General features: G+C 58.5%; 13 protein-coding genes and 3 tRNA genes. 11 read left to right on the forward strand and 5 right to left on the reverse strand.

The annotated features are described in order from the left end of the window. Positions 1-16 precede the first annotated feature (16 nt). Entirely contained in the window at positions 17-1480 is a 1464-nt protein-coding gene (locus KBX14_RS06705) for a cell wall-binding repeat-containing protein (protein ID WP_256042141.1), read from the forward strand. Between the two features lie 36 nt (positions 1481-1516). Continuing rightward, positions 1517-2308, forward strand: a complete 792-nt coding sequence (locus KBX14_RS06710; protein ID WP_083290949.1) for a fumarylacetoacetate hydrolase family protein — start codon at positions 1517-1519, stop codon at positions 2306-2308. Positions 2309-2314: 6 nt separating this feature from the next. Here the strand turns inward: KBX14_RS06710 and KBX14_RS06715 are convergent, their stop codons facing one another. Next, on the reverse strand, positions 2315-3430 hold the full coding sequence (locus KBX14_RS06715; RefSeq protein WP_256001098.1) for an isochorismate synthase MenF: 1116 nt from the start codon (positions 3428-3430) through the stop codon (positions 2315-2317). Positions 3431-3521: 91 nt separating this feature from the next. On the opposite strand from KBX14_RS06715, the gene gltX reads away from it, so the two are divergent. The 7 genes from gltX (at position 3522) to KBX14_RS06750 (ending at position 8096) form a co-directional block, all read left to right on the forward strand. Further along, positions 3522-5021, forward strand: coding sequence for a glutamate--tRNA ligase (gene gltX / locus KBX14_RS06720; protein WP_070479159.1), 1500 nt, complete (start codon positions 3522-3524; stop codon positions 5019-5021). A gap of 189 nt (positions 5022-5210) precedes the next feature. Next, a tRNA-Gln gene (locus tag KBX14_RS06725) sits at positions 5211-5282 on the forward strand. A gap of 28 nt (positions 5283-5310) precedes the next feature. Next, positions 5311-5383, forward strand: a tRNA-Glu gene (locus tag KBX14_RS06730). 83 nt (positions 5384-5466) lie between these two features. Continuing rightward, complete coding sequence (locus KBX14_RS06735; protein ID WP_256042142.1) at positions 5467-6726, forward strand: alpha/beta hydrolase family protein; 1260 nt, start codon at positions 5467-5469, stop codon at positions 6724-6726. A gap of 39 nt (positions 6727-6765) precedes the next feature. Next, positions 6766-6838, forward strand: a tRNA-Glu gene (locus KBX14_RS06740). A gap of 127 nt (positions 6839-6965) precedes the next feature. After that, positions 6966-7766 carry a carbonic anhydrase gene (locus tag KBX14_RS06745; RefSeq protein ID WP_256006537.1) on the forward strand — a complete coding sequence of 267 codons (801 nt, stop codon included), beginning with the start codon at positions 6966-6968 and terminating at the stop codon, positions 7764-7766. 30 nt (positions 7767-7796) lie between these two features. After that, the gene (locus KBX14_RS06750) at positions 7797-8096 is read left to right on the forward strand and encodes a hypothetical protein (RefSeq protein WP_070362564.1); all 300 of its coding nucleotides are present in this window, start codon (positions 7797-7799) and stop codon (positions 8094-8096) included. Here the strand turns inward: KBX14_RS06750 and KBX14_RS06755 are convergent. After that, a complete protein-coding gene (locus KBX14_RS06755; protein ID WP_176754842.1) occupies positions 8077-8769 on the reverse strand; it encodes an IclR family transcriptional regulator in 693 nt (230 codons plus the stop codon). The genes KBX14_RS06750 and KBX14_RS06755 overlap by 20 nt on opposite strands. A gap of 60 nt (positions 8770-8829) precedes the next feature. Here KBX14_RS06755 and leuC point away from each other — a divergent pair, with 60 nt between their 5' ends. Beyond that, positions 8830-10272 (forward strand): 3-isopropylmalate dehydratase large subunit, encoded by a 1443-nt coding sequence (gene leuC / locus KBX14_RS06760; RefSeq protein WP_256042143.1) that lies wholly within the window; start codon positions 8830-8832, stop codon positions 10270-10272. 19 nt (positions 10273-10291) lie between these two features. Next, positions 10292-10888, forward strand: coding sequence for a 3-isopropylmalate dehydratase small subunit (gene leuD / locus KBX14_RS06765; protein ID WP_070976394.1), 597 nt, complete (start codon positions 10292-10294; stop codon positions 10886-10888). Here the strand turns inward: leuD and KBX14_RS06770 are convergent. The 3 genes from KBX14_RS06770 to KBX14_RS06780 are packed head-to-tail and all read right to left on the reverse strand — an operon-like array spanning position 10872 to position 12824. Further along, positions 10872-11333 (reverse strand): hypothetical protein, encoded by a 462-nt coding sequence (locus KBX14_RS06770; protein ID WP_070362560.1) that lies wholly within the window; start codon positions 11331-11333, stop codon positions 10872-10874. The two genes, leuD and KBX14_RS06770, sit on opposite strands and share 17 nt — an antisense overlap. Before the next feature lies 1 nt (position 11334). After that, positions 11335-11781 (reverse strand): YbjN domain-containing protein, encoded by a 447-nt coding sequence (locus tag KBX14_RS06775; protein WP_070976395.1) that lies wholly within the window; start codon positions 11779-11781, stop codon positions 11335-11337. 35 nt (positions 11782-11816) lie between these two features. Further along, the gene (locus tag KBX14_RS06780) at positions 11817-12824 is read right to left on the reverse strand and encodes an NUDIX hydrolase (RefSeq protein ID WP_071573936.1); all 1008 of its coding nucleotides are present in this window, start codon (positions 12822-12824) and stop codon (positions 11817-11819) included. Between the last annotated feature and the right edge of the window lie 99 nt (positions 12825-12923).

Consider the following 12923-nt stretch of genomic DNA (forward strand, 5'->3'; position numbering starts at 1 on the left):
GCGGGAGACATTGAAGATGGCTTCGACCCGGCATCGTGTTGGCAGCGTCATCGTTGCGCTCGGTGTCGCAACGGCAAGCTTGAATGCGTGCGCAACTGGCGACGCCGAAAAAGGAGCGCAGGGCGCGCAAGCCTTGGAGATGTCCGGTGCCGAGGTTATTCAAGACCCAGACGGTACCGGCGCGGAAGTTTCGAAGCGGTTGTATCCAGCATCGGACGCTGTGGTTGTCGCGGGTAAGGAGCGGGAGTCGCAACTGCTTGGTGCGGCAATCGCCCTGGAACGTGGCATCCCTTTGTTAGTGCGTTGGCCAGGTACAGACGAGACTGTTGATGTAGAGATTCAACGTCTAGGCGCCACCGAAGTCATCACGCCATCAGAGGAAGCGGGCGTGGAGCCGCTGCAAAGCGACAACCCTGAGCGTGATATCGCCGCAGTTGCGGCTACGCAGCCACAGCAACCTGGGGCACTCACACTGCCACCGGTCCTGGTGACGGAGGAGACGTCGCTTGGAGCCGCCGTGTCCGCGCGTGCAGCAGGTGCGGAACTCGAAGTCTTGCAGTTCCCGGATCCACGTGTCACCTCAGACGCTATGCGCACAGTGTTGGAGCAAGACACGCTCGCCCTTGGACTGCAATGGGGCAACACCGAAATGTACCGGGACAAGATCACGCTCGCGACCCACGGTGAATTACCTGGAGGTGGCGGTCTTGTCTTTCCCGGACGGCGCATGATTGCGCTGTACGGGCACCCGTCGGGCCCAGCACTCGGCGTTATGGGGGAGCAGCCTCCGGCTGAAGCGGCCCAGCTAGCAACATCGTATGCGCAACAGTACCAACCGTTGGACGGGCAGCCGGTGATCCCTGCGTTCGAGATTATTGTCACGGTGGCTTCGCAATCTCCTGGCCCTGACGGCGACTACTCCAACGAGACAGCGATCGAGGACCTCGTACCGTACATCGATGCGATCACTGAGGCTGGTGGCTACGCGGTGCTCGACCTCCAGCCCGGTCAGGGTGATTTCCTTCACCAGGCTCGACTCTACGAAGAGCTCCTGCTTCGGCCGAACGTGGGGTTGGCCCTCGATGCCGAGTGGAAGCTGAATCCCGGCGAGCAGCCATTGTCCCGTATCGGGTCGGCAACTTCGGGCGAGATTAATGCTGTTGCTGATTGGCTTGCGGCCCTCGTTCGAGAACACAAACTGCCACAAAAGATGCTCATCCTGCACCAGTTCAGGCTGGACATGTACCCGGATCGTGAAAATATCCGCACTGACCAGCCGGAATTGGCGTGGGTGCTCCACGCGGACGGCCACGGCGTGCCGGAGCAGAAGTTTGATACCTGGAACGTCCTGCGTCAAGGTTTGAGTCCTGATTACTTCATGGCGTGGAAGAACTTTATCGACGAGGACACCCCTACCTTTAGCCCGGAGCAGACATACAACGACGTCCAACCTCGGCCGTGGTTCGTGAGCTACCAATAAAGTGCGAGCAGCCTTCGGGGTTGTATGCTCGTCCCTATGCGTTTTGGACGAATTGCTACACCCGAAGGCATGACCTTCGCTGTCATTGATGAAGCGGCGACGACCGCGCGTGCCATTGCTGGTACACCATTCACCGACCCCGAGTTCACCGGCAAAGAGTGGAAGCTTGAAGACGTGAGGCTGCTTGCACCGACGCTGCCGTCGAAAATTGTGGCAGTCGGCCGCAACTACGCGGACCACGTCAAGGAAGTCTTTCAACAGACCGCGGATGATTTGCCGCCGACGATTTTCATCAAACCGCCGACAGCAGTTGTCGGTCCCGGCGCGCCAATTCGCATCCCCAAGTTCGCTACCCGCGTTGAGTTCGAGGGAGAGCTTGCACTCGTCATCGGCGTGCCGTGTAAGAACGTGAAAGCGGACCAGTGGAAGTCGGTAGTGCGTGGTGTCACCATTATTAACGACGTCAGCTCGCGTGATCTCCAGTTCTCCGATGGGCAGTGGGCACGCGCGAAGGGCATGGATACCTTCGCTCCGCTAGGGCCATGGATTGAGACAGATCTTGAGCGCTTCAATTTTGATTCGCTGCCGATCAAGGCGCACCTCACACATGAGGGGGAGACTGCGACAAAGCAGGATTCCAACTCGGACCAGATGATTAAGTCGATCGGTGAAATCGTCGAGTGGGTCAGCGAGTCATTCACGTTGCTTCCGGGCGATGTCATCGCAACTGGCTCACCTGCGGGGACCGCGGAAATGGTCCCGGGCGACGTGATTGAGATTGAGATCCCAGGTATCGGCTCGCTGACTAACCCGGTGGCGCGCGCCTAGTTGGGGCTAAAGGCCGAGCGCACGCATGATGGTGCGCAGTTTGGCTGTGGTCTCGTCGAGCTCATCTTGCGGGACGGAATCTGCGACGAGCCCGCCGCCAGCCCAGGCGCGAGCCTGAGTGCCCGCGGCGTTGACCTCCGCGCAGCGGATCGCAACCATGTATTCGCCATCGCCGTTCTTGTCGGTATAGCCGACGGTGCCAGCATAGAACCCTCGGTCGGTCTCTGCGGTGGTGATGAGCGCCTCCGCCGCGGCTTGCGGGGTACCGCAAACAGCTGGGGTGGGGTAGAGGCGAAGCGCAAGGTCGAGCGCTGTTGGCGCAGGGTCTTTCAGAACGCCGCGGATTGGGGTGGCAAGATGCCACATTTCTGAAGTCTTATCCAGTTGTGGTCCGTCTGGAATGTCGAGTTGGGAACACAGTGGCGCCAGAATCTCGCGGATGTGCTCGACCACGTAAGCGTGCTCGTCGCGATCCTTGGCGGAAGCAAAGAGTGCCTGACCATTCGCCTCATCAGCCGCAGGGTCGTGTGGGACACGGGCAGCTGATCCTGCTAGCGGATACGAACTCACGATATTGCCTTTGCGGCGCACCAAAACCTCAGGTGATGAGCCCACGAAGAAGTGGCCGACACGCCCGCTCGGTGTGAGGTCTGCGATGAACCCGTCACGGGTATAAGAAAGGTCAATCAGGCGCGCGGCGACCAGGCGAGGATCGACGGGTGGATCGAATGCGATGTCCACTGCACGAGCAAGGACCACCTTGTCCAACATGGACCCCTGGATCGTGGAGACCGCTGCTTCAACCCGGCGCAGGTGTTCTTCCGGGGTGGGATCGACGTCGATAAGCGACGCGTGCAGCTTTGAGCCTGGGCCGACTCGATAGTAAGGATGAGGCTCGAGCGTGCCAGATTCCCGGACTATGGATTCGGGCACTGTCAGCGCCGCGGGCGTGTCTTTATCGAATGGGAGAGCGCCTACCACCATCTCGACGTCGCCGGACTCGAGGGCGTCGATAGCTTTCCATGCATCTGAGAACGTTTGATTGGCACCTTGCGTGCGCACTGAACCGGTGCTTCGGGAAAGCAGGAAGTCGGGCGCAGTGGTGGGGCGGGCTGAACACATGTGGTCATATTTTACTAGGCGCAGTCCCGTAGCCCGTACTAAGGGCCTGCCATATGCGCCTTGATGGGGCAGGGGCGCTACGATAAAGCACATGAATAAACCAGCAAAGATGCGTGTCCGATTTTGTCCGTCTCCAACAGGTACGCCCCATGTCGGTATGGTGCGTACGGCCTTGTTCAACTGGGCACAGGCACGACACAGTGGCGGCACGCTGATTTTCCGCATTGAAGATACCGACGCCGCACGTGACTCGGAAGAGTCCTACCAGGCAATCATCGACTCCTTGAAGTGGCTGGGCCTGGATTGGGATGAAGGCGTTTTGGTAGGCGGCCCACACGAGCCTTACCGCCAGTCGCAGCGAATGGATATCTACAAGGAAGTCCTGGACAAGCTGATCGAAGCCGGGGAGGTCTACCCGGCGTACTCCACGAACGAGGAGGTTCAGGCGCGGCACAAGGCGGCAGGGCGCGACCCCCAGCTTGGCTACGACAACTTCGACCGCGACCTGACTGAAGAACAGGTCGCTGCATACGAGGCTGAAGGCCGCAAGCCAGTTTGGCGTCTGCGCATGCCGGACAAGGACTGGACCTGGAACGACTTGGTGCGTGGCGAAGTGACGTTCAAGTCGCAGACGCAGCCAGACTACGTTGTTGCACGTTCGAACGGTGCGCCGCTGTACACGCTGGTCAACCCAGTTGATGACGCGCTGATGCAGGTCACGCACGTCCTGCGTGGCGAAGACTTGCTTTCTTCGACTCCGCGCCAGCTTGCTCTGTATGAGGCGCTCCAGCGTATCGGCGTCGCTGAGTTCACTCCTGAGTTTGCGCATCTGCCGTTTGTGATGGGGCAGGGCAATAAGAAGCTTTCCAAGCGCGATCCGGAATCGAACCTGTTTAATCACCGCGACAACGGCATCATCCCGGAGGGCATGATCAATTACCTCGCGCTGCTGGGCTGGTCGCTGTCTTCTGATGAAGACATCTTCAGCGTTGATCAGCTTGTCGAGGCGTTCGATGTTTCTGATGTGCTGGGTAACCCTGCGCGCTTCGACCAGAAGAAGCTGGAGGCGATCAACGCTGACCACATCCGCTTGCTTGAGCCAAAGGACTTCGAACAGCGCCTGCGTGATTACCTGACTGAGTTCACCGACTTCCCAGCCGACTACCCGGCTGACAAGTTCGCACTCGCCGCCGAGTTGGTTCAGACCCGTATCAAGGTCCTGTCAGATGCGTATGGACTGCTGAAGTTCCTTGTTACTCCGGATGCAGATCTTGTCCTCAACGAGAAAGCGGCGAAGAAGAACCTCAAGGACACTGCTGTTCAGCCTCTCGACGCCGGCATTGCGGCACTCGACGCCGTTGCCGAAGATGACTGGACTACTGAGTCTATTGAGAAGGCTCTGCACACCGCGCTGATCGAAGAACTGGAGTTGAAGCCACGCGTTGCGTTCGGTGCGCTCCGTGTTGGAATCTCCGGGGAGCAGGTTTCTCCACCACTCTTCGAGTCGATGGAGCTGCTTGGTAAGCAGTCCACGATGGCGCGCTTGCGCGCTGCGCGTGAGGTTACTCCGTACACTGCGCCGGAGGCTTAACGGGCCTAACGGGCCTAACGAGCATTGGCGAAGTCGAAGAGGTATCGCATGGTTTGCGATACCTCTTTTTCTATTATGACCAGGCGATTTGTGTCGTATTGGGCTTTATGGTTATAGTAGTCATCGTTGTTCAGAGCGAGCAAGGCAAAACGAAAGACACAGTTTAGTCTTGTGAGTGAAGAAAAACAATGGCCTATGGTGTAATTGGCAACACAACGGTTTCTGGTACCGTCATTCTTGGTTCGAGTCCAGGTAGGCCAGCTACAGAACTTTGGTTCTGTGTCCTAATGCCCCGTTCGTCTAGCGGCCTAGGACGTCGCCCTCTCACGGCGGTAACACGGGTTCAAATCCCGTACGGGGTACAAGTAACAGCCAGTGCGTTGCACTGGCTGTTTTGCTTTGTTTACCTTGGTCGGTCCGTCAGTATGGTTGGTACAGTTTCCCTATGCCGATCCCTGTACGAAAACGCTGTGTCCTAGCAGTCTCGGTGGTAGTACTGCTTGCCCAGGCGCAGGTACCGCCAGCTGAAGCGGAGGCCAGTTCAGCCCAGAACAATCCGCTGTCGTCGATCTTCACAGGCGAGCCTTCGCGGTCAGGGTCGAGCGTGCTTGATGCCGCAAGCGTGGTGTTGGCGGTTCTCAGCCTGAGTTCCGCAGTGCCATTGCTCGCCATCCCCGCAGCGGTGTTGGTTGCGTTAGGCAGGGGAGAGCTGGGGTCATCGATGTACCAGCTGTATCCGGGAAGCTCCACTGGTTCGTCGAGAGGAGATGCATCAGCAACGTTTCCAGCGCATGAAGCGCCGCCCGCTGAGCTGCGGTCTATGCGCCAAGTTGAAGGGGACTTGTGGGAACTCACGGTGTGGTCGCCGTCGATGCAGCGAGAGGTGACGAATGATGTGCTGCTGCCGCGTGGCACCGCGCCTCGACCAACGTTTTACCTCATGATGGGGGCAGACGGCGCTGCGGGCGGCTACAGCTGGGCGAATTCCTCGGACTATCAAGCGTTCTTCGCTGGCAAGCTCGTCAATGTGGTGACACCGAAGGGGTCAGTGTCTTCAATGCAGGCCGACTGGTATCGAGAGGACCCGGCTACAGGTACGAACAAGTGGCTCACCTACATGACTCGTGAGTTACCGCCACTTATCGACGCCCAGTTCCACGGCAACGGGCACGACGCCATCGCCGGCATCTCGATGTCTGGTGGCCCTGCGCTGGACATCGCCGCGAATGCTCCGGATCGGTTCGTGGCGGCCGCATCCTACTCGGGCTGCCCGGCGACCACCGGCGTGCTCGGCGGTATCTACACATCGTCAGGGGTGACAATGAACAAGGGGAACCCGGTCAACATGTGGGGGACGTCGTCGAACAGGGCGTGGTGGCGGCACTCGCCAATTCTTAACCTGGAGCGACTACGCGGGACCACGCTATGGCTGGGGGCTGCACAGGGCGTGCCCGGTGCGATTGATGAGGAGACATCGTCAAAGAGGCTCGGAGCGCCCATGGTAATCGAAGCAACTTCGTATGCATGCTCGAAGTACTTCGCTGAGACAGCACAGCAGCAAGGGCTCAACGTGACGTGGCATGAAATCGTTGAGGGAACCCATACGTGGGGAGTGTTTGAGCATATGCTGCGAGCGTCATGGCCAACCATCGAGGGCGCGTTGCGGGAAAGCGGCGCGTGGCCTGCAGATTTGGAGAGTTCATAGGGCGACGTTTATTGTTAACGAGTCGCAAAAAGCGAGCGCGCCCCGTTCGTCTAGCGGCCTAGGACGTCGCCCTCTCACGGCGGTAACACGGGTTCAAATCCCGTACGGGGTACAAAGGCAGTCAGTGCAAGCACTGGCTGCCTTTCTTTTTGTGCTTCAAAGGCATGTAGTTTACAGGCTGCGCAGTTCGCGTACCATCGGAGGACCAAACTCCAAGATGAAAGGAACGTGAACATATCATGAGAAAAGCTCATTCTGCGGCGCTTGCAGCGGTGGCTGCTAGCGCACTGCTGCTGGGCGGCTGCTCGCAAGCTGGCACGAGCGCACCATCCACATCGTCAGAGGCCGCCCCGGCCAGTGAAGCGCACTGGGGGTACGAGGGCGATGGTTCCCCAGAGCATTGGGGAGAGCTTTCTGCTGAATTCGAGACCTGTGGGGCAGGCAAGGAGCAGAGCCCGATTAACCTGCGTGATGCTACCCCTGAAGACTTGGCAGACATAGAGTTTGCATATGCTGCCAGCACGGGTGAAGTTCTGAATAACGGACACACGTTGCAGTACACGCCGTCGACAACGCAGAAGGTAACTCTCGACGGTGAAGATCTGGAGCTCGCGCAGCTGCACATGCACACTCCTGCAGAGCACGAGGTCGACGGTAAGCAGCTTCCTGGCGAGATCCACTTTGTACACAAGAATGCGGCAGGTGACATTACAGTCCTCGGAATTCTGCTTGAGGAAGGTGCACCGAACGAGCTAGTGCAGTATTTGCTCGATAACGCTCCAGACACCGTAGATTCCTCGCACATTTCCCAAGAGGAAGTCAACATTTCGGATGCTCTTCCAGCATCACATGAGTACATCACGTATGCAGGCTCTTTGACGACGCCACCTTGCACTGAAAACGTTCGTTGGATCGTGATGACGCAGCCGGTGACGGCTTCGACTGAGCAGCTGCAAGCATTCGAATCGACTATTGGGAAGAACGCACGCCCTGTTCAGGACATGAACGGTCGCGAGCTGACCTTGGATGCAACGAGTTAACCACACGGTGGCGGAGAGTACCCTGGTCACGTGTTGATTACAGTGTTGCTCTCCATCACGTTCGCGTGCGGGCTGATCATCGCAGCCCTGCATGTGTTGAACCACCAGTTCATCGCCCCTGTGTATGACGTGTGGCTCAACCTCGCAGCGTTTGCAGCGGCCACGACGTCGAATACGTTGCTGCACCAACCGTTGCCGGCGGTTCTGTCGGGGTGTGCTGTGGCCGCCTGGGTGTATCTCGGAATGAGAACGGTGAGAGCGAAGCGTGCTGGACTTGTTGCTGGCGGGCAGCGCCGCCAGCAATCAAGGGTTACCGCAGGGCCTCGGTGAGCTCCTGAGCAGCCTCATGCAGCTCGGGGCCCCACTTTTCGATTGGGGTGGGGGTGAGCCGCTCGGCCGGCCCGGAAACGGAAAGGACAGCGATGACTGATCCGTCTGGGTTGGTGATGGGCGCAGACAGGCTCGCCAGCCCAACTTCACGCTCTGCGATTGACTCAGCGAGTCCGGTTTCGCGGATCGCCTCGAGGTCTTGCGAGGGAAACGGAGAGGCGTCGATAAGTGAGTGGGCGGCGAACACACGGGCCGCTGAGCCTGCGGTGAGCGAGAGCTGCGAGCCCACGGGAACTGTGTAGGTGAGGCCGCTCTCAGGCTTTTCTGCCGCGATGCAGGTGCGGGTGTCCCCGCTGAGCTTGTAGAGCTGCACGGACTCGCCAGTGACTTCAACGAGGTTGCGCATAATTGGTGCGGCGGCAGAGAGCAAACGGGGGGAGGAGTGCCCTGAAAAGTGGGAGAGTGCGCGGCCGATCGTCCATTGTCCGTCCTCTGTCCTTGCTAGGACGTTATGCACTTCCAGTGCAGTGGCTATTCGGTGAGTCGTCGCTCGGGGCAGTCCGGTTGCTTCGCTGAGCTCGGCGAGGGTTTTGTCGCCGCCTGCGACCGCTCGTACGATGGAAATCGAGCGATCGAGCACTTTAATTCCAGAGTCTTCGCTATACTGTCTCACGTCATGGATCCTACCATCTCACTCGGTGGGAGGTGGTTGCGACTGTTGAGGAGGAGCAAGATGGGCCAAAAGCCATTAACGCTGGCGGAAAAAGTGTGGCGTGATCACGTGGTCACCCGTGGAGAGAACGGTCAGCCTGATCTTCTCTACATCGATTTTCAACTCCTGCACGAAGTGACGTCGCCGCAGGCATTTGATGGTTTGCGCCTCAACGGGCGCCGCATGCGCCACCCAGAGCTGCACCTTGCCACCGAAGACCACAACGTGCCAACCACGGGCATCGTTTCTGGTGAGCTGACAGAAATTAGCGACCCGACCTCGCGCACCCAGGTCTCGACGCTGCGAAAGAACTGTGAAGAGTTCGGCGTTGTGCTGCACGAAATGGGCGATAAGGAACAGGGCATCGTCCACACCGTTGGTCCACAGCTGGGCATTAGCCAGCCCGGCATGACGATTGTGTGCGGCGACTCGCATACGTCGACGCACGGCGCGTTTGGTTCGATCGCCATGGGTATCGGCACCTCTGAGGTAGAGCACGTGATGGCGACCCAGACGCTGCCGCTGGCACCGTTCAAGACGATGGCGATTGAGGTCAGTGGAACGCTGCAACCTGGTGTGAGTGCGAAAGATTTGATCCTGGCAATCATCGCCAAGATTGGTACTGGCGGTGGCCAAGGGCACATCATCGAATACCGCGGCGAAGCCATTCGGAAACTTTCAATGGAAGCGCGCATGACCATCTGCAACATGTCCATCGAGGCAGGCGCCCGTGCCGGCATGGTGGCACCCGATGAGACGACATTTGAGTACGTTAAGGGACGTCCCTACGCGCCGAAGGGGAAGGACTGGGACGACGCAGTGGCGTACTGGAAGACGCTGCCAACTGACCCCGGCGCGAAGTTCGACACCGTCGTAGAGATCGACGCCTCGACGCTCACCCCGTTCGTCACCTGGGGTACCAATCCCGGCCAGGGCTTGCCGCTGAGCGCCTCTGTTCCTGCCCCTGAGGACTTCGGAGACGACAGCGTGAAGCAGGCCGCGGAAAAAGCATTGCAGTACATGGGGTTGACCCCTGGCACGCCGTTGCGTGACATCAAGATTGATACAGTCTTTCTGGGATCGTGCACGAACGCGCGCATCGAAGACTTGCGCGCCGCTGCAGAGGTTGTGCGCGGCCAAAAAATCGCGAAGGGGACCCGCATGCTGGTCGTGCCGTCCTCTGCCAAGGTCAAGCAGCAGGCGGAAGAAGAAGGCCTGCACACAATCTTTGAAGAGTTCGGCGCTGAGTGGCGCACCGCGGGCTGCTCTATGTGTCTGGGTATGAACCCCGACCAGCTTGCCCCTGGAGAGCGCAGCGCTTCGACGTCCAACCGAAACTTCGAAGGCCGCCAAGGACCTGGTGGTCGCACACACCTAGTTTCGCCCGAAGTAGCGGCTGCTACAGCAGTACTCGGCCACCTCGCCGCACCCGCAGACATTCCTTCCACCGCCAACGCACAGTAGTCAGGAGCTGAACACGATCATGGAAAAATTCACAACCCACAGTGGCGTCGCAGTTCCGTTGACGCGGTCAAATGTGGACACCGACCAGATTATTCCCGCCCGCTACCTCAAGCGGGTGACCCGTACCGGATTCGAAGATGGCCTGTTTTCAAACTGGCGCAACAATGAACCTGACTTTGTGCTGAACAACGAGGCATACAAGGAAGGGTCGGTGCTGTTCGCCGGCCCCGACTTCGGCACTGGCTCCTCCCGCGAACACGCGGTGTGGGCTCTGCAGGACTACGGGTTCCGGGCGGTATTTAGCCCACGGTTTGCTGATATCTTCCGAGGCAACGCGGGCAAGGCGGGCCTTCTAGCTGGCATCATGTCGGAGTCTGACATCGAACTGATCTGGAAGCAGCTCGAGCAGGCACCAGGCACTGTCGCTACTGTTTCATTGCCGGACCGCACCGTCACAGTCGGGGAGAGTACCTACTCGTTCGACGTCGACGACTACACCCGCTGGCGCCTGAGCGAAGGCCTCGACGATATCGGGCTGACGCTGCGAAACGAGCAAGCCATCGAGGAGTACGAACAGCAGCGTCGCCCGTTTTACCCCGCTACTTCTCCTCGGTAGCAGGGGTGCCGAGACGTTCGAGAGCCGAAGGCGCGAACGTCGATAAGAAGTCGCGGACCGACGTTGTGATGCCGTGAATAGCAGACGAAACGTGGTCCGCGAACTGCTGGTCGCTGTACTCCCAATAGCCCGGCATGACATACGCAACGCCCAGAGCGGAGACATCGCGCTTCTCGTCTTTCATTACGACGAGCGATGGGAATGCGTGGGCGTTGTTGTAGTCCTCGCACCACGTGAGCACTTCGTCGAAACGACTTGCGTCGACAGCATCGATTGAGACAGTAGAGACGAAATGCAGACTTGTATCGACCAGCTTCATCTCAAAGCCGATACCGGAAAATGCTGTAATGAGAGAGTTGTACTGCGTAGGCTCCCGGTACTCCCAACCGCGTTGGTCAAACAGCTTGCGAAGACGATCAAGACTTAACGGCTGTAGCTGTTGCATTTTACTGTTCCTTCTCCTGCTTGTACGGGTGCTTGTCTTTGAGATGCGCGAAGTTTTCGTCGAGCGCTTCCACCGCGTAGTGCATGATGGAGAAGTAAAACTGCAGCATTGACTGCAGCTGCTCGTCGCTGAAACCGTCGGAGGAGAAAAACGGTGCCTCAAATAGCGCAACCAGAGCACCGTCCTCGCGCTGAATCGGATGTGCACGAACGAGGGGCAGTGAGCGGTTCAACTCATTGATGCTGAGACGAAGATTGCTCTTATCTGCATTCATCTTCGCGGTTCCAAGCCACTGGCTGGTGATCTTGAATCCGATGTCCTTGACTTCAAAGAAGCACATGATCGACGGAAACGCGGTGCGGGTGAGGCCGTCCTCGGAACTGCGGAAATACTGCAATTCAAGCGCATCGAGTGCCGCTTCGATTCGTTCTTGGGTAACTGGCTGCAACTGGGCAGTCCTTTCTTTTTCTAGGCGAAGTGTCCTTAGAGCACCGGTAGTGGAGATGGCATGTAGTCGGCGCCGATGAGTTGCCCATCGTTAAAGGACAGTACCCATACCGACGCCTTCTTCGCCAGGATCGGCGAATCGATCGGCAGACGACCGTCGGCCGAAAGCGCAGCAATCATCTCAGGGATGACCCCACCCTGCGAGCACACAACGTGTGTGCCACCGCGTTTGATGAGCGCATCAAAATCTGCGCGGGCAGCTACCTGGTTCTCCTGCCACGCGATTTCACCGAAGGTGGCGTCGATCGTGATGTCTTTACCGAGTGCCTTCGCAAGTGGGATCAGTGTCTGCTCGCAACGCAACGGCTCGGCAGAATAGAGAGACTCAGGAGCGAACGCCTGCAGCAGCGGCACAAGCGCCTTCGCCTGGCGCTTGCCCTTCTTATCGAGCGGCCGACGACTATCGTCGTGCTTCCAGGCCTCCTTGTAGTTCGCACGAGCGTGGCGCACGTACAGAATCCTGGTGTCAGCAGGGGTGGCGAAGCGCTTCGCAGCTTTCAGCAATACTTGCCTGTCGAGCTCGTAGCTCATCAGCTGCGTCGCATCGTCGATGTTGAGCCAGCGGATCTCGTCGACCTCATTGTTAGGAGTGAACTCGCCGCCGACTACCTTGCCGGTCCAGTAGTACACAACCTTCGTCGTGTTCTTAACTGGATACACGGTTTTGCCAATCAACTTTCCCAGCCGGACTTCGTAGCCAGTTTCCTCCTGAATTTCGCGAACGGCGGTGGTAACGAGGAACTCGCCCGGATCCACCTTGCCTTTGGCGAGCGACCAGTCGTCGTAGTGTGGGCGGTGGATACAAGCGACTTCTATAGAATCCGGATGCTCCAGATCGCCACGCCACAGCACGGCACCCGCAGCGAGCGTTGTCTTCTTGAACTCCCGATGCGGATGGCGGGGGACTTCTTGGTGGCGTCCGGTAATGAACATTTCTCCGAATTGGTCTTTGTGTTGTTCGTGGAGCTTCGTTGAACGTGACATACTTTCTATCTTTACGCACTTTGCAGGTTTTCGCTGCAGCGACAGGTCAGCGGGCTGATTGTGGATATTGGCGGTAGAAAAGTGCTAGCGTGAAACGGT

This window comes from Corynebacterium sp. CCUG 61414, from assembly GCF_024453945.1.
Lineage (GTDB): Bacteria > Actinomycetota > Actinomycetes > Mycobacteriales > Mycobacteriaceae > Corynebacterium > Corynebacterium pseudogenitalium.